General features: G+C 70.9%; 17 protein-coding genes. 12 read left to right on the forward strand and 5 right to left on the reverse strand.

Features of this window, described 5'->3' with window-relative positions; genetic code table 11:
* Positions 1-17: 17 nt before the first annotated feature.
* Together U8525_RS16765 and pbpC are read left to right on the forward strand one after the other, a co-directional pair.
* A complete protein-coding gene (locus U8525_RS16765) occupies positions 18-5,723 on the forward strand; it encodes an MG2 domain-containing protein (protein ID WP_374266791.1) in 5,706 nt (1,901 codons plus the stop codon).
* A 6-nt stretch (positions 5,724-5,729) separates the two neighbouring features.
* A complete protein-coding gene (pbpC, locus tag U8525_RS16770) occupies positions 5,730-8,084 on the forward strand; it encodes a penicillin-binding protein 1C (RefSeq protein WP_374266793.1) in 2,355 nt (784 codons plus the stop codon).
* Here the strand turns inward: pbpC and U8525_RS16775 are convergent.
* Positions 8,078-9,895, reverse strand: coding sequence for a CotH kinase family protein (locus U8525_RS16775; RefSeq protein ID WP_374266795.1), 1,818 nt, complete (start codon positions 9,893-9,895; stop codon positions 8,078-8,080). The two genes, pbpC and U8525_RS16775, sit on opposite strands and share 7 nt — an antisense overlap.
* Positions 9,896-10,253: 358 nt before the next feature.
* Here U8525_RS16775 and U8525_RS16780 point away from each other — a divergent pair, with 358 nt between their 5' ends.
* Complete coding sequence (locus U8525_RS16780; RefSeq protein ID WP_374266854.1) at positions 10,254-10,724, forward strand: hypothetical protein; 471 nt, start codon at positions 10,254-10,256, stop codon at positions 10,722-10,724.
* Positions 10,725-10,769: 45 nt separating this feature from the next.
* Here the strand turns inward: U8525_RS16780 and U8525_RS16785 are convergent, their stop codons facing one another.
* The gene (locus U8525_RS16785; RefSeq protein ID WP_374266797.1) at positions 10,770-14,408 is read right to left on the reverse strand and encodes a tolB protein precursor protein; all 3,639 of its coding nucleotides are present in this window, start codon (positions 14,406-14,408) and stop codon (positions 10,770-10,772) included.
* A 183-nt stretch (positions 14,409-14,591) separates the two neighbouring features.
* Here U8525_RS16785 and U8525_RS16790 point away from each other — a divergent pair, with 183 nt between their 5' ends.
* Together U8525_RS16790 and U8525_RS16795 are read left to right on the forward strand one after the other, a co-directional pair.
* The gene (locus U8525_RS16790; protein WP_374266799.1) at positions 14,592-16,043 is read left to right on the forward strand and encodes an LVIVD repeat-containing protein; all 1,452 of its coding nucleotides are present in this window, start codon (positions 14,592-14,594) and stop codon (positions 16,041-16,043) included.
* 15 nt (positions 16,044-16,058) lie between these two features.
* A complete protein-coding gene (locus U8525_RS16795; RefSeq protein WP_374266801.1) occupies positions 16,059-17,147 on the forward strand; it encodes an EAL domain-containing protein in 1,089 nt (362 codons plus the stop codon).
* On the opposite strand, the gene U8525_RS16800 is transcribed toward U8525_RS16795, so the two are convergent.
* The 3 genes from U8525_RS16800 to U8525_RS16810 all read right to left on the reverse strand — a co-directional run bounded on the left by U8525_RS16800 (position 17,137) and on the right by U8525_RS16810 (position 20,802).
* The gene (locus U8525_RS16800) at positions 17,137-18,690 is read right to left on the reverse strand and encodes a hypothetical protein (RefSeq protein ID WP_374266803.1); all 1,554 of its coding nucleotides are present in this window, start codon (positions 18,688-18,690) and stop codon (positions 17,137-17,139) included. The genes U8525_RS16795 and U8525_RS16800 overlap by 11 nt on opposite strands.
* Positions 18,691-18,763: 73 nt before the next feature.
* Complete coding sequence (locus tag U8525_RS16805; RefSeq protein WP_374266804.1) at positions 18,764-20,089, reverse strand: flavin monoamine oxidase family protein; 1,326 nt, start codon at positions 20,087-20,089, stop codon at positions 18,764-18,766.
* Positions 20,090-20,217: 128 nt separating this feature from the next.
* Positions 20,218-20,802: a hypothetical protein gene (locus U8525_RS16810; RefSeq protein ID WP_374266806.1), complete on the reverse strand. Its 585-nt coding sequence runs from the start codon at positions 20,800-20,802 to the stop codon at positions 20,218-20,220.
* Between the two features lie 279 nt (positions 20,803-21,081).
* Between U8525_RS16810 and U8525_RS16815 the strand changes: the two genes are divergently transcribed.
* The 7 genes from U8525_RS16815 to U8525_RS16845 all read left to right on the forward strand — a co-directional run bounded on the left by U8525_RS16815 (position 21,082) and on the right by U8525_RS16845 (position 25,236).
* Complete coding sequence (locus tag U8525_RS16815) at positions 21,082-21,366, forward strand: hypothetical protein (protein ID WP_374266856.1); 285 nt, start codon at positions 21,082-21,084, stop codon at positions 21,364-21,366.
* A 141-nt stretch (positions 21,367-21,507) separates the two neighbouring features.
* A complete protein-coding gene (locus tag U8525_RS16820; RefSeq protein WP_374266808.1) occupies positions 21,508-22,068 on the forward strand; it encodes a hypothetical protein in 561 nt (186 codons plus the stop codon).
* Positions 22,069-22,163: 95 nt separating this feature from the next.
* Positions 22,164-22,598 (forward strand): tetratricopeptide repeat protein, encoded by a 435-nt coding sequence (locus U8525_RS16825; RefSeq protein WP_374266810.1) that lies wholly within the window; start codon positions 22,164-22,166, stop codon positions 22,596-22,598.
* A 25-nt stretch (positions 22,599-22,623) separates the two neighbouring features.
* Complete coding sequence (locus tag U8525_RS16830; RefSeq protein WP_014398430.1) at positions 22,624-23,019, forward strand: hypothetical protein; 396 nt, start codon at positions 22,624-22,626, stop codon at positions 23,017-23,019.
* Positions 23,020-23,028: 9 nt separating this feature from the next.
* Entirely contained in the window at positions 23,029-23,865 is an 837-nt protein-coding gene (locus U8525_RS16835) for a sigma-70 family RNA polymerase sigma factor (RefSeq protein WP_374266812.1), read from the forward strand.
* Positions 23,747-24,307: an ATP-dependent helicase HrpB gene (locus U8525_RS16840; protein ID WP_233610300.1), complete on the forward strand. Its 561-nt coding sequence runs from the start codon at positions 23,747-23,749 to the stop codon at positions 24,305-24,307. Before U8525_RS16835 ends, U8525_RS16840 begins: the two co-directional genes overlap by 119 nt.
* 107 nt (positions 24,308-24,414) lie before the next feature.
* Positions 24,415-25,236 carry a type III secretion protein gene (locus tag U8525_RS16845; RefSeq protein WP_374266815.1) on the forward strand — a complete coding sequence of 274 codons (822 nt, stop codon included), beginning with the start codon at positions 24,415-24,417 and terminating at the stop codon, positions 25,234-25,236.
* The last annotated feature ends 30 nt before the right edge of the window (positions 25,237-25,266 follow it).

The following is a 25,266-nucleotide window of genomic DNA, read 5'->3' on the forward strand; positions in this document are numbered from 1 at the left end:
CCACCCCTGGAGGAAACATGTCCCCGCAGTCCGCTGTCCCGCCGAAGGCCGCGCGCGCACCTCGCGCCCGCTGGCTGCTGTCGGCGTTGCTCGTGGGCGCGCTCGCCGCGGGCTGTCCGCAGCAGCCGGAGGCCCCGACGCCCGGCGCGACGTCGCAGGCCCCGGATGCGTCCACGCCGGCGTCAGACTCCCAGACGTCACGGGCCCCGGCGGTGACGCCCTTCATCCACGAGCTGGCCAGCGAGAACGCGCTGCCCACCGGCGTCACCATCGAGTTCGCCCTGCCGGTGCGCCCCCGCTACGAGTCCGTGGACGGCACCGTCGTCACCGTGACGCCGGAGGTGCCCGGGACCTTGCAGTGGACGGGGCCCTCCTCGCTGCTCTTCACGCCGGCGACCGGCTTCCAGGCGGGCGTCACGTACACGGTGTCGGTGGAGCAGGTGAACACCGACGCGGGCCTCCTCAAGCCGCCGTCGCCGCGCGAGTGGCGCTACACCTTCGCCACCTACGCCTTCAAGTTCGCCCAGCTGTCCCCCACGCGCATGGACCTGGTGAAGGGGCAGGTGGAGCTGAACGTGGACTTCACCGGCCCGGTGGACCTGGCCGCCGCGCGCTCGCGCTCCACGTTCCGCCTGGGGGAGACCGTCCTCTCCGACGTGAAGTGGAGCATCCGCGCGGGCCGCCCCAACTCGCTCGCCGTGGTCCTCACCCACCCGAAGCTCAAGGCCGGGGCGACGGTGCGCTACGCGCTGGGCGCGGGCCTGACGCCCTCGGGCTCCAGCAACGCCCCCGCGGCCCCGGCGGCCACCGCCACCCTGCCGCTCAACGGCGGCAAGCGGATGGACATCACCTTCATGAAGCTCGAGGAGGGCACCAACGGCTTCTACGTGGAGCTGAGCTGCCGCGACGTGGAGTCGGACGCGCCGCCCAGCCCCGTCGACGAGCAGTGGGACTCCTACTACTACGACAACGACAACCGGGGCTGCTCGCTGAGCGAGGCCACGGCCCAGGAGGCCATCCGCATCAAGCCGAAGGTGAAGTTCTCCGTGGCCCCGTCGCGCCGCGGCTTCCGCGTCTTCGGTGACTTCAAGCGCGGGCCGTACACGCTCACCCTCGCGGAGGGCACCGTGTCCGAGGGCGGCGGCACGCTCATGGGCGCCTGGTCGCGCGGCATCTCCGTGCCCGCCCGCCAGCCCCAGGTGCGCTTCACCTCCAACGGCCGCTACCTGCCGCGCAGCGCGTGGCGCAACCTGCCGCTGCAACACCTCAACCTGCGCGAGGTGACGCTCACGGTGCGCAACGTGCCGCCGGAGAACCTCGTCTTCTGGATGAGCCAGGAGTACCAGGAGAACGCCGATGAGCGGACGAGCAACGTCCTGGTGGAGAAGGTCCTCCCGCTGAAGGCGACGCCGGACGCGCTGCTCACCACGTACATCGACGTGGCCTCCCTGGTGCCCGCGAACACGCGCGGCCTGGTGGAGGTGCTGGTGCGCTACGGCGACTACCGGGCCGCCGCCCGCATCCTGCTCACCGACCTGAGCCTCGTCGCCAAGCGCGGGGGACCGGCGCCGGGCTCGCAGGACTCGGGCGAGGTGTGGGTCTGGGCGCTGGGCCTGGAGAGCACGGAGCCCCTGGGCGGCGCGGAGGTGACGCTGGTGAAGAAGAGCGGGCAGGTGGTGGCCCGCTGCACCACGCAGGGCGAGGCCGGCTGCCAGCTCAAGGTGCCCGCGCCGGGCGTGGACTCGAGCCAGCCGTTCGCGCTGGTGGCGCGCAAGGGCGACGAGCTCACCTACCTCAAGTACGACGAGCTCAAGACGGAGATCGCCAACTCGGACGTGCAGGGCGAGCCGTACCGCGGGGAGCAGCCCTACCGCGCGTCCGTCTGGTCCGACCGCGGCGTGTACCGCCCCGGTGACACCGCGCACGTGGCGGCGGTGCTGCGCGGCCAGGACTCCCTGGCGCCGCCCGCGGGCATGCCGGTGGAGGTGCGCGTCATCGACTCGCGCGAGCGGGAAATCCGCAAGGAGACGCTGAAGACGAACGCGGCGGGCGTCATCGCGCTGGATCAGCCGTTCGCGGCCTTCCAGGACACGGGCCGCTACTCCGTGCGCCTGAGGGTGGCGGACCGCGACGTGGCCTCCTACGGCTTCAGCGTGGAGGAGTTCGTCCCGGAGCGCATGAAGGTGACCGCCGCCGCGAAGGCGCCGGGCTACCAGCAGGGCACGGCCATCCCGGTGGACGTGGAGGCGGCCTACCTCTTCGGCGGCTCGGCGGAGGGCAGCGAGGTGGAGCTGACGTGCCGCCTGGACCCCGTCGTCTTCGCGCCGAAGCAGAACACGCAGTACACCTACGGCCTCTGGCGCCAGGACGGCGGCACGCCCCGCTCCGTCACGCTGGGCCAGGTGAAGGGCACGCTGGACGCCAAGGGCCAGGTGCTCCTCGAGTGCCCGGCGCAGCCGCAGTCCGGCCCCATCAAGAGCGCGGCGCGGCTGTCCGCCGTGGCCAGCGTCTTCGAGTCCGGCAGCGGCCGCTCCACCATCGGCGAGGCCACGGTGCCGGTGCATCCGGAGGCGTACTACCTGGGCCTCCAGGCCAGCACGCAGAAGGTGAAGGCCAACACGCCCTTCACCGTGTCCGGCGTGGTGGTGGACTGGCGCGGCGAGCTGCTGTCGGGCGGCAAGGCCCCGAAGACGGTGGAGCTGGAGTACCTGCTGCTGGAGGAGAACTACGGCTACTACTACGATGAGGACTCCGGCTACGAGCGCTACCAGCGCTACCTGCGCCCGCAGCGCGAGGGCGCGGTGACGGTGAAGGTGGAGAACGGCCGCTTCAGCGCCAACGTGCTGCCGGGCCGCGACGGCGCGGGCTACCTGGTGCGCGCCCGCGCGGGCAACACCCAGACGGACCTCACCGTCGAGGGCGACGGCCGCTACTACTGGTGGGGCGAGGGCTCGCGCGTGGACCAGACGCCGCGGCCCGCGAAGCCCACGGCGCTGGAGCTGTCCATGCCCGCGAAGGGCAGGGTGGGCGAGGCCCTCACGGTGAAGATGAAGGCGCCCTACCGGGGCCGCGTCCTCTTCACCGTGGAGACGGACCGGGTCATCGCCACGGGCTGGAAGCAGGTGGAGCCGGGCGAGGTGTCCTGGAGCTTCACCCCGAAGGAGTACACGCCCAACGTGTACGTGAGCGCGTTCCTGGTGAAGGACCCGCACCTGGAGTCCGCCCAGGCCTTCATGCCGGACCGCGCCTTCGGCGTGGGCAGCGTCTCGCTGGAGCCGGTGGACTACACGCAGGCCGTCTCGGTGTCGGTGCCCAGGGAGGTCCGCTCCAACGACACGCTCACCGTGGACGTGACGGTGGAGGGCGTGGAGGGCCCCACCTTCGCCACCGTGGCGGTGGTGGACGAGGGCATCCTGTCCCTCACGCGCTTCCAGAGCCCGGATCCGCTGAAGGAGGTCTTCACCCGGCGCGCGCTGGGCGTGGACACCTATGAGACGGTGGGCTGGGCGCTGCTGGTGCCCCCGGGCGGCAACTCCAGCTCCACGGGCGGTGACGAGGGCGGCGCCGAAGGCCGCGTGCAGCCGGTGAAGCCCGTGGCCCTGTGGAGCGGCGTGGTGGAGGTGCCCGCGAGCGGCAGGCTGCGCGTGCCCTTCCAGCTGCCGCAGTACCGGGGCGCGGTGCGGGTGATGGTGGTGACGGCGGGCAGCAAGCGCATCGGCCGGGCCAGCGCGCAGGTGCTGGTGCGCGACCCGCTGGTGCTCCAGACGACGCTGCCGCGCTTCCTCACCCAGAACGATGACCTCCAGATCCCCGTCTTCGTCACGAACCTGTCCGGCAAGGCGCAGGAGGTGAAGGTGACGCTGGCCGCGGAGGCGCTGGCGGTGCCGGGGCTCGCGATGCCGGAGGGCCTGGGCTCGCCCCTGGAGCTCAAGGGCAGGAGCGAGGGCCGCGCGAAGCTGGAGGACGGCAAGTCCCGCACCTTCGTGTTCCAGGGCCGCGCGGTGCAGTCGGTGGGCGCGGCGCGGCTGACGGTGACGGTGGAGGGCGGTGGCTACACGTCGCGCGAGCAGCTGGACGTGCCGCTGTCGCCCGCGGGCCCGCGCGAGCGCCGCATCCAGCAGGTGGAGCTGGCGCAGGGCACCACGGACGTGAAGGCGCTGCTCCAGGGCTGGGTGCCCACCACGGAGCGCACCACCGTCTGGGTGACGAACAACCCGTACGCGAAGTCGCTCCAGCACCTCTCGTACCTGGTGCGCTACCCCCACGGCTGCATCGAGCAGACGACGTCCTCCACGCGGCCCCTGCTGTTCGTGAGCCAGCTGGTGGAGCGCGTGGACCCCACGCTGGTGTCCACGTCGAAGGTGCCGGACATGGTCCAGTCGGGCATCAGCCGGGTGCTGTCCATGCAGACGGCGTCGGGCGGCTTCGCGTACTGGCCGGGCAACACGGAGCCGGTGGCCTGGGGCACGGCCTACGCGACGCACATGCTGCTGGACGCGCGCAAGCTGAAGTACCCCGTGCCGGAGGACCGCCTGGACAGCGCCATCGCGTGGATGGGCGACGAGCTGACCCGCACGGAGGGGCGCGTGGCGCAGGACGGGCACTCGGAGCAGCACGCCGAGCCGTACATGCACTACGTGCTCGCGGTGGCGGGCAAGGGCCGCAAGGCGCGCGCGCTGGCCATGGTGAACGGCCTGGAGGCGGAGGCGAAGAAGCAGCCGCTCACCGGCGAGCAGCAGGAGGACCTCTACCTGCTCAAGGCCGCGCTGTGGCTGTCGGGTGACCGGCGCTACGAGCGCGACCTGCGCAACCCGGACGTGTCCAACGTCACCGACGAGCGGAAGAACAGCTGGTCGTTCTATTCGGACCGGCGCCGCCGCGGCCTGATGCTGAGCACCTTCCAGGACCTCTTCGGCGACGCGCCGGAGGGCGAGCCCCTGGCGCGCATGGTGGCGACGGCGCTCCAGTCGCGCACGTCGGCGTACTACTCGACGCAGGAGCTGGTCTGGGGCATCACCGGCCTGGGCAAGCGGCTCCAGGGCTCGGCCACGACCTTCACTCCGCCCACGCTCACCGTGGCGGGCAAGGCGGTGACGCCCGTCGCGGAGAAGGACGCGCGCGTGTCGGACCGCACGTGGGCCCTGGCCCGCGCCAGCGAGCGCGCCAGCCTGTCGCTGGACCTGAAGGAGAAGGGCGGCGGCAGCGTGTACCTCATCCTCAACAGCGAGGGCGTGCGCACCACGCCGGAGGTGAAGGCGGGTGGGAAGGGCCTGACGCTCAAGCGCACCTGGCGCACGCTGGACGGCACCGCGCTGGACCTGAAGGCCACGCCGGTGAAGCTGGCGGACCTCATCTACGTGGAGCTGGCGGTGACCAACACCACGGGCGAGCGCGTGCAGAACATCGCGCTGGTGGACCGGCTGCCGGCGGGCTGGGAGATCGAGAACGCCCGCCTGGGCCGCGGTGGCGGCGTGGACTGGGCGGACGCGGAGTCGCTCTGGGCGCCGGACTACGTGAACGTGCGCGACGACCGCATGGAGGCCTTCGGCGCGCTGGCCGCGGGCGAGACGAAGAAGGTCGTCTACGCGGTGCGCGCGGTGACGGCGGGGTCGTTCACGCTGCCGTCCGCGGAGGCGGAGGCGATGTACGACTCCTCGCTCTGGGCCCGTGATGCGGCGGGCACGGTGCAGGTGGTGGGGCCCTGGAAGGAAGACCTGCTCTAGGGCTCCATGCTTCGCGTTCGCTTCAGGAAGTGGGCGGGGGTGGCGCTGGCGGGGCTCGTGCTCATGGGCGCGGCCCTGCTGGCCGCCTGGTGGGTGCCGCTGCCGGAGCGGCTGGCGGCGCCCCCCTCGGTGGTGATGGCGTACCGGGACGGGACGCCCGCGTACGTCTTCCTCGCCCCGGACGAGCGGTGGCGCATGCCCGCGCCGAAGGACCGCATCGACCGGGCCTACCTCCGGGCCCTGGTGGCGCTGGAGGACAAGCGGTACTTCCGGCACCCGGGCGTGGATCCGCTCGCGGCCGTGCGCGCCCTCGGGCTCAACCTGAGCCGGGGGCGCCGGGTGTCGGGCGCGTCCACGTTGACGATGCAACTGGTGCGCGTGCTGGAGCCCCGCCCCCGCACGTTCACCTCGAAGGTGATCGAGTCGTTCCGCGCCGCGCAGTTGGAGCTGCGGCTGTCGAAGCAGGAGCTGCTGGACGCGTACCTCCAGTTCGTGCCCTACGGGCGCAACGTGGAGGGCGTGGAGGCGGCGGCGCTCGCGTACTTCGGGCACACGGCCCAGCACCTGAGCCCGGCGGAGATCGCCACGCTGCTGGCGGTGCCGCAGAACCCGAACCGGCGCTTCCCGTCGCCGGACAACCTGGACCGGCTGCGCTCGGCCCGGGACGACATCGCGAGGCGCCTGCTGGACTCCGGCGGCCTGGGGGTGGACGGGGTGTCGCGCGAGGCGGTGCTGGCGGAGGTGCGGGAGACGCCGGTGCCGGGCGTGTTGAAGCCGTTCCCCCGCGAGGCGCCGCACGCGGCGGTGTGGCTCAAGGCGAGGCAGCCGGGGACGACGTGGCTCGCGACGACGCTGGACGCGGGCACGCAGCGCTTCGTGGAGCGCACGCTGGGGGACGCGGCCCGGCGGCTGGAGCGGCAGGGCATCCACAACGGCGCGGTGGTGGTGGTGGACCGCGAGTCCGGCGACGTGCGCGCGCTGGTGGGCAACTTCGACTTCTTCGATGAGAAGAACGGCGGGCAGATCATCGGCTTCGCCACGCCGCGCTCGCCGGGGTCGGCGCTCAAGCCGCTGCTGTACGCGATGGGCATCGACCAGGGGCTGGTGGGGCCGGAGACGCTGGTGCCGGACATCCCGGTGTCATACGGCGGCTACCAGCCGCGCAACTTCGACGGGCGCTTCCTGGGGCTCGTGCGGATGCAGTACGCGCTGTCGCAGTCCCTCAACCTGCCCTTCGTGCGGCTCCTGGAGCGGCTGGGCGTGGAGGGCTTCCTGGGCGCGCTGCGCGGCGCGGGCGTCACCAGCCTGGACCCCCGGCCGGGGCACTACGGCCTGTCCGCCGCGGTGGGGGGCCTGGAGGTGACGCCGCTGGAGCTCGCGGGCGTGTACCTGGCGCTGGCGGGGGACGGGAAGGCGAGGCCCCTGCGCGTGCTGCGGGAGGACGCGCCCACGCGCGAGCCCCCCTCACTGATGTCCCCCGGCGCGGCGTGGCTGACGCGGCAGGCGCTGTCGCTGCGAGACCGGCCGGACTTCCCGGAGCGGCGGCGGCTCACGGGGCTGCCGGCGCGGGTGCACTGGAAGACCGGCACGAGCTTCGGCAACCGGGACGCCTGGGCGGCGGGCTCCGGGCCCAGGCACACGGCGGTGGTGTGGCTGGGCAACTTCGACCACGCCTCCAGCGTGCACCTGGTGGGCGCGGAGAACGCGGCGCCGCTGCTCTTCGACATCCTGGAGGGCGTCGGGCCGCGAGGCACGGCGCTCCACGAGGAGGACGCGACGCCGCCGAAGGACCTGGTGAGCGTGGAGGTGTGCGCGTACTCGGGGCACCTGCCCACGGACGCGTGCACGCAGCGCAAGAAGGTGGACGCGGTGCGCACGGCGGTGCCGACGACGCCCTGCCCGTACCATCACCGCGTGGAGGTGGACGTGGACTCGGGGATGGCGGTGGGCCCGGGCTGCCGCGAGGGGCGCCGCACGGAGTCGCGCGTGTACCTGACCTGGCCGTCCAGCCTGCGCCGGTGGTTGGCGGAGCAGCAGCGCCAGCTGCCGGAGCCTCCGCCCATGGCGCCCGGCTGCGTCGTGGGCGGCGAGCGGGACACGCCCGTCATCCTGTCACCCCCCGAGGGCCAGGTGGCGCTGCTCATCCCCGGCCTGGACGCGGAGGCGCAGAAGGTGCCGCTGGAGGCCGAGGCCGCCCACGACCGCGAGCTGACGTGGTTCGTGGACGGCGCCGTGCTGGGCACGGCGAGGGCCGCCGAGCGGCTGTGGTGGAAGCCGTCCGTGGGCACGCACGACATCCTGGTGACGGATGACCGCGGGCTCACCGCGCGCCGGACGCTGGTGGTCCGCGAACGTCAGTAGCGCATCTCCCAGCCCTTCTCGCCACGGGCGTAGTGCGCGCCCGCGGGCAGCTCGCCGTAGAACAGCGCGTCCTTCATGCCCACGACGGACGCGCCGTCGAACAGGCCCACCTCGCCCTTGGCGGGGAAGGTGATGCCCAGCGCCGCGGCGGTGAGGCGCACCGTCTGGCCCGGCGCCACCGTCGTGTCGCCCAGCACCGCGCCCATGGGGGGCTTCACCTGCGTGGGCGCGTAGTCCCCGCCCGCCAGGCTCACCCGCAGGTTCGTGGTCAACGTCATGCCCCGGAGCGACACCGCCTGCGCGCCGTGGTTGCCCACCTCCACCCAACCCTCGCGCGGGTCGAAGGCCTCCAGCACCAGCGTGGACTGCTGCCCCTTCAGCCGCTTCACCTCCGCCATCACGAACTCGCGGCGCACCGTCACGAAGCGCTTCATGTATGCCTTGCCCGCGGTGAACTTCGCGTAGTCCATGTACCCGTCCCCCTGCATCGAGCTGTCGATCAGCGCGTGGAGCTGGTCGATGTACGGGTCCATCACCTGCGAGGTGAAGAGCTCGGCCAGCGCCTTGTCCAGCCGCGCCTCCAGCCGGGCGCGCAGCTCGGGGTTGAGCACCACGCGCGTGCCCATGTTGGAGAACGTCGGCAGGTAGCCCGGGTAGCTCTGCTGCTCCAGCTTGCGCTGCTGGTACATCTTCTCCACCCAGCCATCCAGCAGCGTGAAGCTGAAGAGCGGGTGCTTCATGTTGCTCGTGGTGGCGGACATGTCCGTGATGGTGTTCTGGTACCACCAGCGCGCATCGACGTTGTTCAGGTCCCAGGGCACGTAGCGCCAGCGGCCGGTGATGTCGTCGTGCATGAAGTAGCTCTCGGAGTCCTCCACGTAGTTGTTGGACATGAGCGCGTCCAACACCATGGAGCGCACGTAGGACTCCAGCTCCAGGTTCTTCTCCAGCGCCTCCACGAGCTGCGGCTCCGGCGTGTGGTTGATGACGTCCAGCACCTCCCACAGCGCGTCGTCCGGCTCGCTCTCGTTGGTCTTCTTCTGCCAGTCACCCTGGTAGGGCACCTTCCACGTCTTGAACTCCGTGTCCTTCCAGCCCGCGCGGTAGATGGTCGGGTCGTCGTCCGGGAACTGCCGCGCCTTGACGAAGGCCTTGTTGACCTGCTCCACCTCCAGGAACACGCCCTCGTAGTGGCCGTTCACGGACAGGCGCACGAAGGTCGCCTTCGACGCCGGCACCCGCATCGCCGCCAGCAAATCGTAGGCGATCTTCTCCGCGAGCATCGACGCGTCGGCGTACTCGGCGATCAGGTTGAGGGACGTGCGGCCCTCGAACTTGTCCCCATCCGCGAAGCTCACGTTCCAGCTCTTCTTGTCGAAGTAGCGCGCGGAGGCGCCGCGCAGCCGCACCTTCACCGGGAACGTCTTGCCGTTCGCCTGGAACGTCGCGTCCTGCTCCCCGGTCAACGGGTCCTTCTTGAACTGCTCCAGCACCTCCGGGGGCATGGTCAGCGCGTACTCCGGCACCGACGTCGGGACCTTCGGCAGCGTGAACGGCCGCTCCACCTCCGGCACGGGCTGCGGATCCGCGCCGCCGCCATCCGCGGGGTCCGGGGTGCCCGAGTCCGCCGCGCCGCCATCGGGAGCCCCGGCGTCCGGAGCGCCCGCGTCGGGAGCGCCGGAGCCCGGCGTGTCGGGATCCGTGATGCCGGGATCCGTCACCGAGGGCGAGGAGTCATCGGGGGTCGACGTGCCGCCGCCGCAGGCGACCAGCAGCATCGAGAGGCTGAGCAGGAGTCTGAGACGCATCATCGCCCGACCCGTGAGCAAGCCCCATGCCTTCCCGCCGGAGTGTCAACGGGCCGCCGCCCCCCGCGCGCAGGCCCCTGGGGGCAGCCCATGGGGCCCGGAGCGCCCAGCGGTAGGAAAACACTTTCCCATCCTGGAATGCTCGCCTGCACTCCCAGGGCGCATGTGACGGACCGCGCGACGGGCCCGACCAGGACTGCCCGCCTGCTCGGCGGCACAGGGGAGACAGGCGTCATCGCTTCCGGGGCGGGCAGGCGGGCTACAGCCACGGAGATGCCGCGCTGTGCACGGACGCGGCCGCCGGACCTAGCTTTCTTGAGGGCAGGCTGGAGGACGGCCCGAGTCCGCCAAGGGAGCGATGATGGAGTCCTGGAACCAGACCTCGACTGATGCCGTGCGCGCCCACGCGCCTTCCACGATGAACCGGCGCATCGACGCCCACGTGGAGTCGTGCGTCCGGTACATGGCGGAGCAGGGGGACCGCCCGGAGATGAGCCGCTACCTCGAGAAGCTGGAGCACGAGTGGGACGTGCACCGGACCCTGATCGTGGGGGTCCCCGCCGTGGCGCTGGCCGGCCTGCTGCTGAGCCACAAGGGCGGCCGCGGCCTGCGCATGCTCGGCGGCGTCACCCTGGCCCTGCTCCTCCAGCATGGCCTCACCGGCTTCGGGCCCCTGTCCGTGCTGGTGCGCGCGCTGGGCATTCGCACCCGCCGGGAGATCGACCTGGAGAAGTTCGCCATCAAGGCCCTGCGCGGGGACTTCGAGCGCATCCCCAACGACGGGGGGCCGCTGGCCCGCGCCAACGCCGCCCTCGTCGCCGCGCAGTCCTGAGGGACGCACGCCTCCCCGGCGACAGGGAGGCGCATGTCCGGTGCCTCAGTGCACCAGGGGCGTCGTGTAGCCGCCGCCCAGCGCGGGCATCAGCGCGGGGCCCGGCGTGCTGGAGCCCGGCCTGCGGTCGCCCTGGGTGTCGAAGAAGCCGTTGAGGCCGGCGACGCCGATGGAGAAGTTCGTCACCCAGCCCTCGTCGGGCTTGCCCTCGGCCGCCTTGATGTCGAAGGGCCGCGCGAAGTGCAGGCGCAGCAGCAGGGGCCCCAGCGACAGGTTGAAGCCGACGACGGCGTTGAGCACGCGGTGGTCCCAGAGGTCCCTCGCGCCGTCGCCCACGCCGCCCGCGTCCATCGCGGCGATGGCCTCCAGGTCGCTCAGGAACGCCACCCGGATGATGTCGTTGAGGGGCAGCTGCGCCTCCACGGTGCCGTAGACGAAGTGCTGGCCCAGGAGCCACCGCTCGTCGCCGAAGTTCACGCCGCGCAGGGTGTCGAAGCTGGACAGGTAGTAGGAGCGCGCGTAGCGGCCGCCCACCGTGGTGCCCGCGCCCAGGCGCGTGAAGAAGTTCGTGCGGCCGTAGATGGGGAAGTACCGCTCCGCGTCCAGGCGCAGGTTGCCATACGCCTGACCGTCGAAGGGCTGCACGCCGGCGGTGGCCTCCAGCAGCACGGAGCTGCCCGCGAGCGGCCCGGTCGCGTAGTGGTACTTGATGGTGTCGTAGCCGATGCGCCCGCTCAGCTCCGTCTGGAAGCGGATGTGCTGGTTGTCCGCGCGCCACGCGGACAGGAGGTCCTGGTTCGCCTCGTTGCGCTCCGGGAACGCCAGGTAGAACTCGCTGAAGTCATCCAGGAAGTACTTCGTGCCGCCGATGCTCAGGTCGCCCTGGAGGTAGAAGAAGGTGCTGAGCGGGTAGCGCAGGCTGCCCAGCGCGCCGAAGTAGCGCTCCGACGACACGAAGAACGGCCGCTGCTCCACCGGCAGGTTGTCGAAGGTCTTGTCCACGCGGAAGCGCAGCGACTGGAACAGGCCGCCGCCCCACGTCGAGCGCTTCTCGTCATTGACGTAGAGCAGCAGGCCGTCCGTCAGCTCGAAGGAGCCGTACACCGCCAGCGTGAGGACCACCTGGTGGTCGCGCAGCCGGTCCGACGCGGACGCGAACACCTGGCCCACGAAGCCACCGCCGCCCGCGCCCGCGAAGCCGAAGATGGGCCCCAGCTCGATGTTCTCCCGCTTGAAGGGCCTGTAGGCCTGCGCCTCCGTGAGCGACTTGAGCGCCATGGGGGAGGGCGGATCCGCCTGAGGCTCCTTCGGCGTCTCCAGCGACAGCATGCGCGGCGGGCGCAGCAGGGACGGCTTCCGCTCGCCGCTCATGTGGAAGAGCATCCACAGGCCGCCGTCCGGGCCGGCGCCCGGCTCGAAGACGCCGGTGGTCAGGTCGGTGCGGCGCACGATGCGGCCGTCCGCCAGGAGCTCGTGCAGGTCGGAGCTGCTCTTGTTGAAGGCCACGAAGAACACGCGGCCGTCCGGCAGCGCCAGCGGATCCGCCTCGTCGCGCTCCTCGCTGGTGAGACGCTCGGCCTGGCCCACCGGCGCGTCCGGCTTCACGCGGAAGAGGTTGTACTTGCGGTGCGACGTCGCGTCGGACGTGTAGATGATGCCGGACGGGCCCCAGGTGAGCTGGCGCTCGGCGAAGGCGTCGTCGGTGAGCTTGCGGATGGGGGCGTCCTCGCCCTGCGTCAGGTCCAGCAGGTACACGTCGCGCAGGCCCGCGTCGTTGATGCCGATGAACGCGATGTAGCGCCCGTCCGGGGAGAAGGCCGGCGAGTAGATGGCCAGCACGCCCTGCCTGTCGACGCGGTACGTGCGCCGGTCCCCCGTCTCCAGCTTCACGCTGAGCCCCACCTCCGTGCCGATGCCGGTGCGGACGGCGGACCGCCGCACCAGCACGTCCGTGGCGCGCTTCTCGGAGACGTGCACGTAGTCCTGCACGTACAGCACGTCGCGCCCGGTGCGCTCCGCCACGAACGCGAGCTTGTCCCTGGTCAGCGCGAAGTTGCGGCCGGACACCGGGTGCAGCGACTCCACGCCCGGCACGCCGTCACCCGCCACCTTCACCGTCTTGCCCGGCGTGCGCGGATCCGTGAGGTACAGCCGGCTCTCGCCCGTCTCCGGCACGATGGTGCGCAGCGCCAGCACGTTGCCGTCCGGGCCGCTGGCCATCGCGGTGACGATCCCCGGCGTCTCGCCCAGCGAGTCCAGCGCGGGCGCCGTCTGCGACGACTCCAGGTACGTCTTGAACGACCGGCGCTTGAGCCAGTTCTCGAACCGCGCGGAGATGCGCTTGGGGTCATCCCCCGTCAGCCGCTCCAGCAGCTCCTCGAACTTGAGCGACGGCGAGTCGCGCGAGCCGCCCACCAGCCGGGGCGCCTCCTCCAGGAGCCGCTGGGTGATGCCCGCGCCGTACTCCTCCTCCAGGAACGCCACGCGCGCCTGGCCGACCTTGTAGATCCACAGGTAGCCGTAGGGCCCGGGGGAGAAGAAGTCGAGGAACGCATAGCCCTTCATCAGGTCCGGGTTCACCAGCAGGTCCCGCACCATCATCTCCGCCTCGGGGTCCAGGCCGCGCTTGGCGTAGAACTCCGCCAGGCCTTCGATGAACCACAGCGGATAGCCGCCCAGCGGATCCCCGAAGGTCTTCGCCTGCTCGGCCACGGTGCGCACCTTCTGGATGGTGAACTGGTGCGCCAGCTCGTGCGTGCTGACCTCCTCGAAGAGGTGGTGGTCGCCCAGGTACGGCAGCGACAGCTTCAGGTCCTCCGTGGAGGTGACGCCCAGCGTGCCCTCGGAGACCGCGAACACGTTCGTCTGCAGGAACTCCGCGTAGCTGCTGTAGAGGATGTACGGGAACGTCTCCGTGGGGACGTACTTGAACTGATCCACCAGGTACCGGTACGCCTCCTCGACGATGGGCGCGGCCCGCTCGGCCACCTCGCGCTCGCGCTCGTAGAAGTAGAAGCGCACGCCGCCCGTCTTCGCGCCCAGGTCCCTCGCGTAGGTGTACTTGAAGCCGCCGTCCGCGCTGCCTCCCAGCATCAGCGGCGCGCCGGAGAACACCGCGCCGCCGTCCGCGCTGGTGATGTCCGCGACGGTGCCCGCGTCACCCGCCGTGCCGCCGTCCACGCCGGTGATGTCCGCGACGGCGCCCGCCTCTCCCGCCGTGCCGCCGTCCGCCAGCGCCACCACGCCCGGGGGGGGGATGCCGCCGTCGGGCAGGCCCGTGACCGCCGGAGGGACGCCGGCGTCGGACGCGCCCATGTCGAGCGCGATGCCATCCGGCCTGGGCATCGAGTCACGCGGCGCCGGCGACGACACGTTGCCGGAGGGCGTGACCTCCGCGCCTTCCGGCGGTGACTGGCTGTCGCCCGTCTCGGACGACGTGGTGGGCGCCTGCGGGTTGGGGCCGCCCTGCGTGCCGGGCGGCTGATCATGCGCGGTGTGGTCGGCGGGCTTCGCCAGGCCGGTGGCGGCGGGCCCCACGAGGATGTCGATGTGCCGCCACTCGAACTCGAAGCTGTTCACGGGCGTCTTCCCCGCGCGCCGGGGAACGACGAAGACCTGGGCCAGCGCGAGCTCCGGCAGGAGCAGGGCCAGCAGCACGGCGATGACGTGCGGACGGGGGTTCAAAAAGCACCTCGGAAAGGCGAGGAGACAGGCTATCAGGGGCCCGGAGGAAGGCTCCCTCTCCCACCGGAAACGCACAAGCGGTCGTTTTGTTTCTTTGCGTTGCGGTGGACGTCCCGGCTCATCTCCCTCTGCGCGCGCCGGGGGACTTGGCGTCGGTCGGGATCGCCCGGTATGGAGGAGGGAATGAATCGTTTCCCTCTCGTGCTGACCATCGCGTCCCTCGCCGTCGGTTGTGGCAAGGACAGTTCCGCAAACAAGGCCGAGTGTCAGGTTGAAGCCATCGACCTGACCGGATGTGACAGGTCGACGTTGAGTGCCGTCCAGGCCGAGGGCATCTGGAACGCGAACATCAACTTCGATGACGGCTATACGGGCCCCTCGTCCATCCGCTTCTCGCCCGGGGAGCCGCTGGTCGTCGGCCTCGCCATGACGGCGAAGCAAGTCACTGCGGACACCTTCTACCTGGCCGGCGACGCGACGGGCTCGGACGGCTCGGCGGTGCGCTACGCGTTCTCCGGCTGCAAGGCCTCCGGGCCGGGCGAGGTGCTGGGCGTGGCGCGCGTGTGCCGCAACGGCGCGACGGTGCTCCAGGGCACCTTCACCGCGAGGCGCGTGGAGCGGCGCGCCGGCGAGGCCGAGTCCGACCGCGTGGAGCTCCTGGGCCAGGGCGTGCTGCCGCGGGGCGCCGCCAACGGCGTGTCGGTGGCGGGCGACTACGCCTACGTCATCGCGGGCAGCGAGGGGCTGTTCGTCTTCAACGTGAGCGACCCCGCGCACCCGACGCTGGTGTCCGAGCAGAAGCTCCCCTCGGAGACGTACACCAGCACGCTCATCAGCGGCACGACGCTCTACCTGGGCACCTACGCGACGGGCATCCGCATCTGCGACCTGGCCGCGAACCCGGCGGTCCCCACCTGCGACAAGACGGTGCTGGCGGACCTGACGGTGCGGGTGGACGGCATGGCGAAGGAGGGCAACCTGCTCTACGTGGCGTCGCCGCTGCCCAAGTCGGACATCGTCATCCTGGACGTGACCCAGCCGTCCGCGCCGACCCTCGTGGTGCGCTACACGGTGGAGGGCTCCTCGCCGGACCTGAGCGAGTACCCCTACGCGCTGGCGGTGCAGGACGGCCGGCTGTACGTGAGCAACTGGAGCTACGGCATGACGGTGACGGACCTCGCGCCGCTGGCGACGACGACGAAGCTGCCCAAGATCCTGGGCCGCTTCGCCGGGCCCTCCACCAGCGCGCTGGCGGTGGGGAAGCTGGGGGACGCCACCGTCGTCTACCAGGGCTCGGACGCGTGGGGGTCCTCACTCCTGGCGTTGGACGCCACGCACCCGGAGAACATCGTGCAGCGCGGCGAACTGGCCCTGCGGCCCGAGGCGACGCTGGGCGGCATGGCCCTGTCGGGCACCACGCTCTACGTGGCCAACTACCAGGACGGCCTGCGCGTGTATGACGTCTCCACGCTGGGGACGCCCAAGGCCGCCGGGTACTTCAACACCTGGAGCGAGACGGACGCGGGCCGCGGCCTGAGCTACTTCGACGGCTTGCAGGGCGTTCACGTGGCCAACGGGCTGGTGTATGGGTGGGACACGACGCGCGGACTGCTCATCTTCCGCCACACCCCGTGACGCCAAGGCTGTGTCATGACCCCGTTGAACGGATGTGGCCGCTGCCAGACCCTCCCCGAGACGCCGGACGTACCGGGGCGCCTCTTCCTGTGGCCGCCCGTGGGCCACAGCATGGGCAAGCTGGTGGCCCACCTGCGTGACTCGGGGGGCACGTATCAGCTGCGCGCCGACGCGCAGTGTGTCGTGGTGGGGATGGGGGTGGGCGGCCTGCGGCAGCTCTCCACGCACCTGCGCAACGTGCTGACGGCGGAGGAGGTGCGGGGCACGCGCGCCCTCTTCGTCGAGGGCGACGGCGAGCCGGGCATGGCGGACTTCCCGCGCGTGGACTCACTGCAGCGGCTCACCATGCTGCAGCAGTCCGGGTGGCTGGTGGACATGCTGTCGGAGTCGCGGCTCACCACGTTCTTCCAGCCCATCGTCCACGCGCAGGACACCTCCCGGGTCTTCGCGCACGAGGCGCTCCTGCGCGGGCGTGAACGGGATGGCGCGCTGGTGCCGCCGAACCGGCTGTTCGACACGGCGCGCGAGGCGGACCTGCTGTTCCAGTTGGACCTGTCCGCGCGCACCACCGCCATCCGCGAGTCGGTGCGGCACCAGCTGCGCACGCACCTGTTCGTCAACTTCACGCCCACGGCCATCTACGATCCGGCCTACTGCCTGCGCTCCACGGTGGCCGCCATCCGCGAGTCGGGCATCCCGGAGTCGCACGTCGTCTTCGAGGTCGTCGAGTCCGACCGGGCCGCGAACGCGGCGCACCTGCGGGCCATCGTGGACTTCTATCGCGCGGCGGGCTTCCAGGTGGCGCTGGACGACCTGGGGGCGGGCTACTCGTCGCTGAACCTCATCCACCAGCTCCGGCCGGAGTTCATGAAGCTGGACATGGAGCTGGTGCGGGGCGTCCACGCGGACCCGTACAAGTCCTCCATCGTGCAGAAGCTGCTGGAGATCGCCCGGCAGCTCGGCATCCAGACGGTGGCCGAGGGCATCGAGACGCCCGAGGAGCTGTCCTGGGTGCGCCGGCACGGGGTGGACTTCGTGCAGGGCTACCTCATCGCGAGGCCCGCGGAGGCGCCGGCCCGTGCCACCCCGCGCATCACGGATTGAGCAGGGTGTTGGCCGTGCTCGAGCGCTCCAGGTTCGCGGCGCGCGCCAGTCGCAGCTCGTCGCCCGCGTTCTGCAGGGCGATGCGCGCGGCGTAGATGTCGCGGCGGTTGGCGGCATCTCGCGCGACGGCGATCTGCGCGCGGATGCGCTCGGAGTGGACCACGATGGTGCCCTGTCCGAAGGTCGAAGCGCTCTGGCCCACGACGGAGAAGTCCTCGTCGGCGATGCCCAGGGCGTTGTCCACGCCCAGCTCACCCTGTTCCAGCGCCTGGTCCGCCGCGAGCATCCACTGGCCGCCGGACTGGATGCGCGCCAGCCGTTGTTGCCGGGCGCGCTCGGCCTCGTAGGCGCGCTGTTCGTGCGTGTCCACCTGGGTCTGCACGGACTGGGTGCGCTCGGTGGCCTGCGCGTCGCGGGCTTCCACTTCCTTCTCCAGGTCCGCGACGCGCTGGCGCAAGCGGGTCAGTTCCTCATTGGCCGAGGCTGCGGCTTGCGTCGACGGGGGCTGCTCCTGCGCGCCCTGGGGCGCTTGCGCCGTCGGGTTCGAAGGTGTCACGGCCGACGTGCCACCCTGGTCTGGCGTCGTCGTACCTTGCGGCGTGGCGGTCCCAACCCCAGCCGCGCTCGCGCCGCCCGTCGCGCTCTCCGGTGTGGTCGGCGTGGAAGCCTCCGTCGTCGTGACTTGCGGTGTGGCGGTTCCGGTCGTCCCAGCGCCACCCGTCGCGGGCTCGGGCGTGGCGGTCCCGGTTCCCGTCGTCCCGGCTGCGCTCGTGCCGCCCGTCGCGCTCTCCGGTGTCGTCGGCGCGGGAGCCTCCGTCGTCGTGCCCTGGGGCGCGGTGGTTCCGGTCCCCGTCGTCCCGGCGGTGCCCGCGCCACCCGTCGCGGTGCCCGGCTCCTGCACGGTCACTCGGGACGTATCCAGCGGCTGCTCACCCGTGCCGCCAGGCGCCACGGAGCCCGGCGCCGTCGAGGAGGTCGCGTCCGTATTGTAGGTGCCTCCGAAGCCCGGCGCTTCCGCGCTCGTGGGACCCGACGTCGGCGATGTCCCGGCGGCGCCCGCCCCCGTGCTGGACTGCCCCGCGGTGGTTCCCCCCACGGTCGAAGCGGTTCCCGCCGCCCCCGCCCCTGTGTCGGGCTGTTCCGTGGAGGTCCCGGCTGTGCCCGCGCCCCCCGTACCCGTCGAGGGCTGGGATTCATCCGTCTCGCCAGAGGCGGGCTGCTGATCAAAGACCGTGGGAACGGGGGGCGGCACATAGGTCTGCGACTGCTGGACCGCGACGTCGCCGGACGTCACGGGAGGACTGCCATCGGGCAGCAACGGCGTCAGTCCGCGGTAGTTGCCCTGGGTCGGGTCCGTCGGAGTCTGGATGGCATATCCCTGGGGAGGACGCGCACCGTCCAGGTCGTCCGCGGCCTGCTCATAGGCATCCTGAAGGGCCGCGGCGGCGGGATCCCTCACGGACGGATCCTCTGGAGGCAACGGCACCACGTCCTGCGACTGTCCCAGGCTCAACCCCGCGATGATGGCGATCCAGAGGCGCATGCCTTGAAGATGTCCACGCGCGAACGCTTCCACATCGCCGCCAGCGCGCCCGCGCCCGCCGGCCCGCCAGGGCTCAAGCCTTCGAGCGCCGGGACAGCAGCTCGTCCGCCGCGCGCCGGCCCGTCTCGAGCGCGCCATGCACGGTGCCCTCGTCGCCACCCACGTGCGTGGCCTCGCCAGCGAAGAAGAGCGTCCTGCCCACGGGCTTCGCGAGCGCCTCGACGGCATCCATCGCGCCCGAGGGGATGACCGCATAGCCGCCGCGCGTGTACGGCTCGCCCTGCCAGTCCTGCACGCGCCACGCCTCCAACCGAGCGTTCAGCTCACGCACCGAAAAGGGGAAGAGCTGGGACAGGCCCCGGAGCGCGTGTCCCAGCACGGCCTGCTCGCTCAAGCGGGACAGCGACGCGGCGGCCGGGCCGCCACTCCAGCCCACCAGGTGCCGCGTGCGGCGGTGGGGCGACAGCGTCCACCACGTGGGGAACGAGGAGGTGGGCGAGTGGAAGAAGCCGAAGCGCGCAGTGGCCTCCTGCTCACGCCAGAACGCCGTGCGGAAGCGCAGGAGGACCTTGACCAGGGAGCCCATCGCCAAGCGGTTCCAGGCGCGCTCCTGTGTCCGCACGCGCGGCACGAAGCGCACGGCGCCGGGCGCGGGTGGCTTCGCCTGCAGCACGCCCACGGGCAGCGTCACCACCGCGTGCTCACCCTGGAACGTCCCCAGCGGAGTGCCCTGCCGGGTCCGGGCCCGCACACGGACCGAGCCCGGGCTCCAGCGCACCTCCTCGGCCACGGCGTTGAGGAACAGCGTGCCGGGCCTCGCGAGCAGCTTCGCGGCCATCGCCAGCGGGACGCGGTCGTACCCCTCCAGCACGCGAGAGGGCATCGTGCCGCCAGAGGCGTCAGCGGTGCGCTCCATGCGCGCGATGGCGAGCGTGCTCGCGACGTCCGGAGCCGCCGCGTAGAAGCCCCGGACATACGACCGTGCCATCGCGCACACGAGGGGCGTCCATGCGTGGATGCGCGCCTGCTCCTTCACCCACGCCGCCATGGGGCGGTCGGGGCCCCTCGCGGACATCAAGGGCGCATGGAACGCGAAGGCGTCCTCGCGCTCCTCCAGCTCTCCCCGCCACAGGAGCGCATGCGTGTCGTTGCACGGGCTCACCGTCAAACCTGCCCGGTGGATCCGCTTCAGCAGCGCGGAGGGCCTGCCATGGACGAACTCAGCCCCCAGCTCCAGGGACACGTCCGTCACCGGGTCCCGGAGCGTCGCCACGCGGCCGCCCACGCGGTCGCGCGCCTCCAGCACGATGACCCGCAGGCCCTGGTCCAGCAAGCGCTCGGCCGCGGCGAGCCCCGCGACGCCAGCCCCCAGGATGACGACATCCGCCTTGTGGTCCATGCCGCTCCTGCTCCGCCGCGCGGACGGGGCCCCATCGCGGAAGACGACGCCCGCGACCCCACGGATGAGCGGGGCCGCGGCCAGGTCCCCTCCCACGCGGGAGAGGAACGGGGAGGGGAGAGACGGCGCTAGTAGGTCTTCGGCGAGCTGCTGGAGCCCGTGCTGGAACCCGTGTCCGGGTTCATCGTGGAGTCCTGCTCGCCGCCCAGGTTCTTGTTGGAGTCATCCATGCCCGAGCCGCCGGTCCCCTCGTTGATGGACTTGTCCGGCGACATCACGTCGGTGCCCGAGCCGCCCGTGCCCGTGCTCGGCGAGATGCTGGTCGCCATGTTCCGCTCGTCCTTCACCTGGAAGCTGGCGCGGATCTCCTGGCCCTCCTTCAGGCTCTTGGCGTTCTTCAGGCTCGGGTCGGTGAACTGCGTCTTGCTGTCGATGTCCAGCGGCACCACCGCGCCGTTGTCGCTGCTGATGTAGACCTTCTTGCTCTCGCTCTTGACGACCCGGCCTGTCAGCTCGTTCGAGCCCATCGTGCTCGAGGACGAGCCCGAGCCGCCCGTGGCATCCGTGCTGCCCATGCTGCCGCCGGAGGAGCCCTGCGTGCTGCCAGATGATGTCGACGGCTGCTGCGAGCCCTGCGTCGTGCTGTCCTGCGCGAAGGCCACGCCCGAACCCAGCAGCGCCACGGACGCGAAAACCCCAATGAGCTTCTTCATGGAACTCTCCCGGATGATGTGAGTGGGACGAGCGGCCCCCTCGGAGGCCGCTCGTTGGGAAAAAGCTAGGGGTGGTGGTGGCAGGGGACAGGTCGGAGGGGGGAGACCGCGTGCGTGCCCGTTCCCTCTCCGACCCGTGGGACGTGGCCCGGACACGACAACCGGCGCTCCGGCCGTCGGGTGGGGTGCTTGAAGCCTTTGCGGGATTCACCTAGCGTACTGGGCAAAACGCGGAGCCTGGCCGCATGGCCTGCGCTCCGCCAGGAGACCGTGACCTCGATGCCCCCGTCCGCCAGGCCCTCCGCGCCGCAAGCCCAGCCCCAGGAACTGCCTGTCCCGTCCTACCCCGCCGTCGAGGCCTTCATCGAGAAGGCCTCCGCCAGCGACATCCAGGCGCTCTTCGCGCCCGTCAAGGAGGGGCTCGCTGGCCTCAAGGGACCCCGCGCGGAGATCGGCAAGAAGGCCCAGGCTGCGATCGCGCGGTCCGAGGAGCTGCTCGGCATGCTCGTGGATGTCCGCGAGAGGCTCGTCGAGGAGTCGAAGCAGTCCAAGGGCCGGAAATGACTGGCTTTTCCGGAGCCTGGTCGATTTCTTGTCACCAGCAGGCAACCGGCGGCCGACTCTCCCGATAATCCATTGAAAGAGCCACGGGATGATCCCCGGCTCCCCTTTTGAATCAACGCTGGCACCAGCGCGGAGGCTGAAATGAGCGTCAAGATCGACAGCGGCATGATGGGTCCGAACCTGCGCATGAACACCCAGATGACCACGGCTCGGCAGACGCCGAACACGAGCTTTGGCGCGCGCGTGCAGAACGGCCTGAACAGCACCGTCGGCGCGGTGGGCGCCGGCGTGGGCGCGGTGGCGGGCTTCGTCCCCGGCGCGGGCATCGTCTCCGCGGCCGTCTCCTCCGCCCAGACCTTCTCCGGCGCCTCCGGCTCCGGCATGCAGGGTGGCCCGTACGTGGGCGTGATGAGCACCGGCGCCGGCGCGGTGCCGACCACCAACCTGCCTGGCGTCGGCACGGGCACGTCCACGGGCAGCTCCACCGCGCTGGGCACCAGCGTCGGCGGCGTCAGCTCCGGTGGTCAGGTGTCGGACCAGCTGACCAACAACAGCAGCCTCAAGACGATGATGGACGACAACGTCAAGCTGCTGAACCTCCAGTCGGCCATGCAGCACGAGTCGCAGCTCTTCACGGCTGTTTCCAACGTGATGAAGTCGCGGCACGATACGACCAAGAACTCCATCGGCAACATCCGCTAGTCTTCACGGACAGCGGAATCTGACCGGTGCAAGGAAGGCGGCCCACGACGGCCGCCTTCAGTGCTTCCGGCGACAGGAAAGGAAGCGCGACGTCCATGGCGGAGACCCCTTCGGAGATTGCCAACAGCCTCGTGCCCCTGGCGCGCCAGCCGGCCATGGTCCTGCTGGAGTCCGGCTATCTGTGGCTGGACATGGGTCACTTCGACAAGGCCAAGGAGGTCTTCGTCGGCGCCGCCGCGCTCATGCCCAAGAGCGAGGTTCCCCAGATTGCGCTGGGCGCCGTGGAGTTCGCGCAGGGCAAGCACGACAAGGCCCTCGCGGCCTACCGGGTCGCCCAGCGGCTCGCACCCCTGTCGTCGCTGCCCCGGGCACACGCAGGCGAGGCCCTGTTGTTCATGGGCAAGGTGCCGGAGGCCCTCAAGGAGCTGAAGGCCGCCATCGACCTGGAGCCGGACAGCGACGGCGCGAAGCTGGCCCAGGCGCTCATCCAGGCGAAGGAAGCGGGGGCCCTGCCGCCGCCGAAGAAGTAGTCGCTGAGAAGAAGGAGGTACGTCGATGGCTGTCGGTGGAGTCGGACGTGGGGGTGGGAAGGGCCGCGCGGGCGGTGTCAAGGGGGCGTCCGGTCCGTCGGGGGCCTCCGGCGCGTCCTTTGGCGGCAAGGTGGACCGCACGGAATCGCTCGTCGGGCCTTCGGGTCTGGTAGGCTCCAGCAACGTTCAGGGCCCCCAGGCCACGGATCCGATCGCGGCGCAGGCGCTCGCCATCGCCAAGCGGCTGAAGAACGGGGGCTTCAAGAGCAAGGAGGAGGCGACGAAGGCGCTCGTCTCGGAGGTGCTCCAGGAGAAGTTGAACATGAAGTCCGCTGCCCTCACGGGCCGCATCGCCGGGGCGCTGCAGGATGATCCCCGGCTGAACCAGGTTCTCGAGCGGCTGTGGTCCAAGGCCGAGTGAGCGCGCCGCTTGCCTCTGGGTGAAGACAGGAAGGTCATCCTGGAGAAGTACGGCCCGTACGTGCGGTCGCTCGCGGCCACCGTGCGCAAGCAGTTCAATGCCCAATTGGAGCTGGATGAGCTGCTGGCCTACGGGCAGATCGGCCTCCTCGAAGCCGCCGAGCGCTTCGACCCCAAGGTTGGCGCCAACTTCCTTACCTTTGCCCACTACCGCATCAAGGGCGCCATCTTCGATGGCCTGAGAAAGATGGGCGTCCTGCGGGGCTCGGACGCCCGCACCGCCTACCAGGGCGAGCGCGCGACGGCGTATCTGGGAAATCTGGCGGACCGCGAGCAGGGCGCAAGCAACCGCGGGTCGTCATTCGACGATGATATTGGTGACATCTCGGATGCCGTGGCGGGCCTCGCGGCGGTGTTTGCAGCGGGGGCGGAAGGGGCGGAGGCGGCGGGCTACGTGGATGAATCGCTCCCGGCGGATCAACGCCTGGAGATGGAGCAGTTGAAGAACCGGGTGCGCTCGGCCATCGAGAAGCTTCCGGAGAAAGAGCGCAAGCTCCTGCAGGGCTATTACTTCCAGGGTCGTACGCTGGAAGAGGCAGGGGCGGAGATCGGGCAGTCGAAGAGCTGGGCATCGCGGCTTCATGCGCGGGCCATTGATCGGCTCAAGGAACTCTTGAACGAGGAGGAGGAACTCCCTCCCACCTCGACGGATGCAAGGAGGGTGTCACATGGCGGCTCCGATGAGCGGCATCTCCGCGGGACAGGTGGCGCAGCAAAAGCTGCAGGATCAGGGCGCGCAGCAGACGCAGAAGACGGGCGCGTCGAAGTTCGACGGAGTTCTCGCTGACAAGGCCCAGGGCGCCGGCCAGGTGGACGCCGCCCAGAACGTCAACAAGGCCCAGGCCGCGCAGGCCACCCAGAAGGTGGACACCGTCCGCCAGGTCGAGACCGTCAACAAGGCGGAGAAGGCCAACCTGAACAAGGTGAGCGGCGCCGCCCAGCAGCCCGCCACCGCCAAGGGCGCCGAGCCCGTGGACGCGAAGGCCGAGGCCTCCAAGACGACCAAGTCGGGCGGCATGGTGTCCGACCTCGTCTCGGGCCTGGAGAAGGGCCAGGTCAGCATGGACAAGCTGATCAAGGAGGCCTCCTCCGGCAAGAACATGTCCAACGCCGAGCTGCTTGGTCTCCAGGCGTCCATGTACAAGTACTCGCAGGAGCTCGACCTCACGTCGAAGGTCGTCGAGAAGGCCACCAGCGGCCTGAAGGACGTCGTCAAGACGCAGGTCTGAAGTCCCACCCGCCGGGCCATGGCGGCATGTGAAGGGCGGTCCCTCCCAAAGTCGGGAGGGGGCGCCCTTCCGCGTTTTGCAAGGGCCCTGTTAAGCTACGCGCGCCCATGACTCGCCGAACGCCCGTCTTCGCCGCCCCGCTCCTCGCCCTGCTGTTCCTCACTGGCTGCTCCATCGAGCTGCAGCACGAGCTGACGGAGGCGGACGCCAACGAAATCTACGTCCTGCTCAGCAAGAACGGCATCAACGCCAAGAAGGAGAAGTCGGAGGGCGGCAATGAAGTGCGCTTCACCATCGTCGTCCCCAAGGGCGACGCCGCGCAGGCCGCGGAGCTCTTGAAGCGCAACTCGCTGCCGCGCCCGGTGGAGAAGGGCCTGTCCCACTTCGCCAAGGGCAGCATGGTGCCCACCGCCACGGAGGAGCGCGCCATGCTCCTCAAGGCCATGGCGGGTGAGGTCTCCAACGCGCTCAACCAGATCGACGGCGTGCTGGAGGCGCGCGCCATCGTGATGGTGCCGGAGAACAACGACCTGTCGCAGCCGGAGAACAAGCCGATGCCGTCGGCCTCCGTGTTCATCAAGTACCGCACGCTGGAGGGCGGCAAGCCCCCCGTCACGGTGGACGCGGTGAAGCAGTTCGTCGCCAGCTCCGTGTCGGAGCTCAAGCCGGAGGCCGTCACCGTGCTGATGACGGAGGCCATGGCCCCCACGGCGGAGACCACGGAGACCAACCGCCTGCAGGACGTGCTCGGCGTGCGCATGACGGCCGCCAGCGCCAGCACCTTCAAGATGATCCTCGGAGGCGCGTTCGCGCTCATCCTGGCGATGATGGGCGTCACCGCGTGGACCTTCATGCGCGGGGGCTCGGGTGGCGCGGCCCCTGCCGCGGCGGCACGTCCCGCGCGTGCGCGCGGCGGTCGCGCGGAGTAGTCCCGCACGTCGCTTCCCGCGGCCCTCCTG

Origin of the sequence: Corallococcus sp. RDP092CA (genome assembly GCF_041903675.1) — a bacterium.
Lineage (GTDB): Bacteria > Myxococcota > Myxococcia > Myxococcales > Myxococcaceae > Corallococcus.

Excerpts from the sequence above, each read along its gene's own strand:
- U8525_RS16815 (WP_374266856.1), top strand. The coding sequence starts at position 21,082 with ATGCCCCCGTCCGCCAGGCCCTCCGCGCCGCAAGCCCAGCCCCAGGAA.
- U8525_RS16795 (WP_374266801.1), top strand. The coding sequence starts at position 16,059 with ATGACCCCGTTGAACGGATGTGGCCGCTGCCAGACCCTCCCCGAGACG.
- U8525_RS16775 (WP_374266795.1), bottom strand. The coding sequence starts at position 9,895 with ATGATGCGTCTCAGACTCCTGCTCAGCCTCTCGATGCTGCTGGTCGCC.
- U8525_RS16780 (WP_374266854.1), top strand. The coding sequence starts at position 10,254 with ATGGAGTCCTGGAACCAGACCTCGACTGATGCCGTGCGCGCCCACGCG.
- U8525_RS16820 (WP_374266808.1), top strand. The coding sequence starts at position 21,508 with ATGAGCGTCAAGATCGACAGCGGCATGATGGGTCCGAACCTGCGCATG.
- U8525_RS16810 (WP_374266806.1), bottom strand. The coding sequence starts at position 20,802 with ATGAAGAAGCTCATTGGGGTTTTCGCGTCCGTGGCGCTGCTGGGTTCG.
- U8525_RS16845 (WP_374266815.1), top strand. The coding sequence starts at position 24,415 with ATGACTCGCCGAACGCCCGTCTTCGCCGCCCCGCTCCTCGCCCTGCTG.
- U8525_RS16800 (WP_374266803.1), bottom strand. The coding sequence starts at position 18,690 with ATGCGCCTCTGGATCGCCATCATCGCGGGGTTGAGCCTGGGACAGTCG.
- U8525_RS16765 (WP_374266791.1), top strand. The coding sequence starts at position 18 with ATGTCCCCGCAGTCCGCTGTCCCGCCGAAGGCCGCGCGCGCACCTCGC.
- U8525_RS16790 (WP_374266799.1), top strand. The coding sequence starts at position 14,592 with ATGAATCGTTTCCCTCTCGTGCTGACCATCGCGTCCCTCGCCGTCGGT.
- pbpC (WP_374266793.1), top strand. The coding sequence starts at position 5,730 with ATGCTTCGCGTTCGCTTCAGGAAGTGGGCGGGGGTGGCGCTGGCGGGG.
- U8525_RS16825 (WP_374266810.1), top strand. The coding sequence starts at position 22,164 with ATGGCGGAGACCCCTTCGGAGATTGCCAACAGCCTCGTGCCCCTGGCG.
- U8525_RS16830 (WP_014398430.1), top strand. The coding sequence starts at position 22,624 with ATGGCTGTCGGTGGAGTCGGACGTGGGGGTGGGAAGGGCCGCGCGGGC.
- U8525_RS16805 (WP_374266804.1), bottom strand. The coding sequence starts at position 20,089 with ATGGACCACAAGGCGGATGTCGTCATCCTGGGGGCTGGCGTCGCGGGG.
- U8525_RS16840 (WP_233610300.1), top strand. The coding sequence starts at position 23,747 with ATGGCGGCTCCGATGAGCGGCATCTCCGCGGGACAGGTGGCGCAGCAA.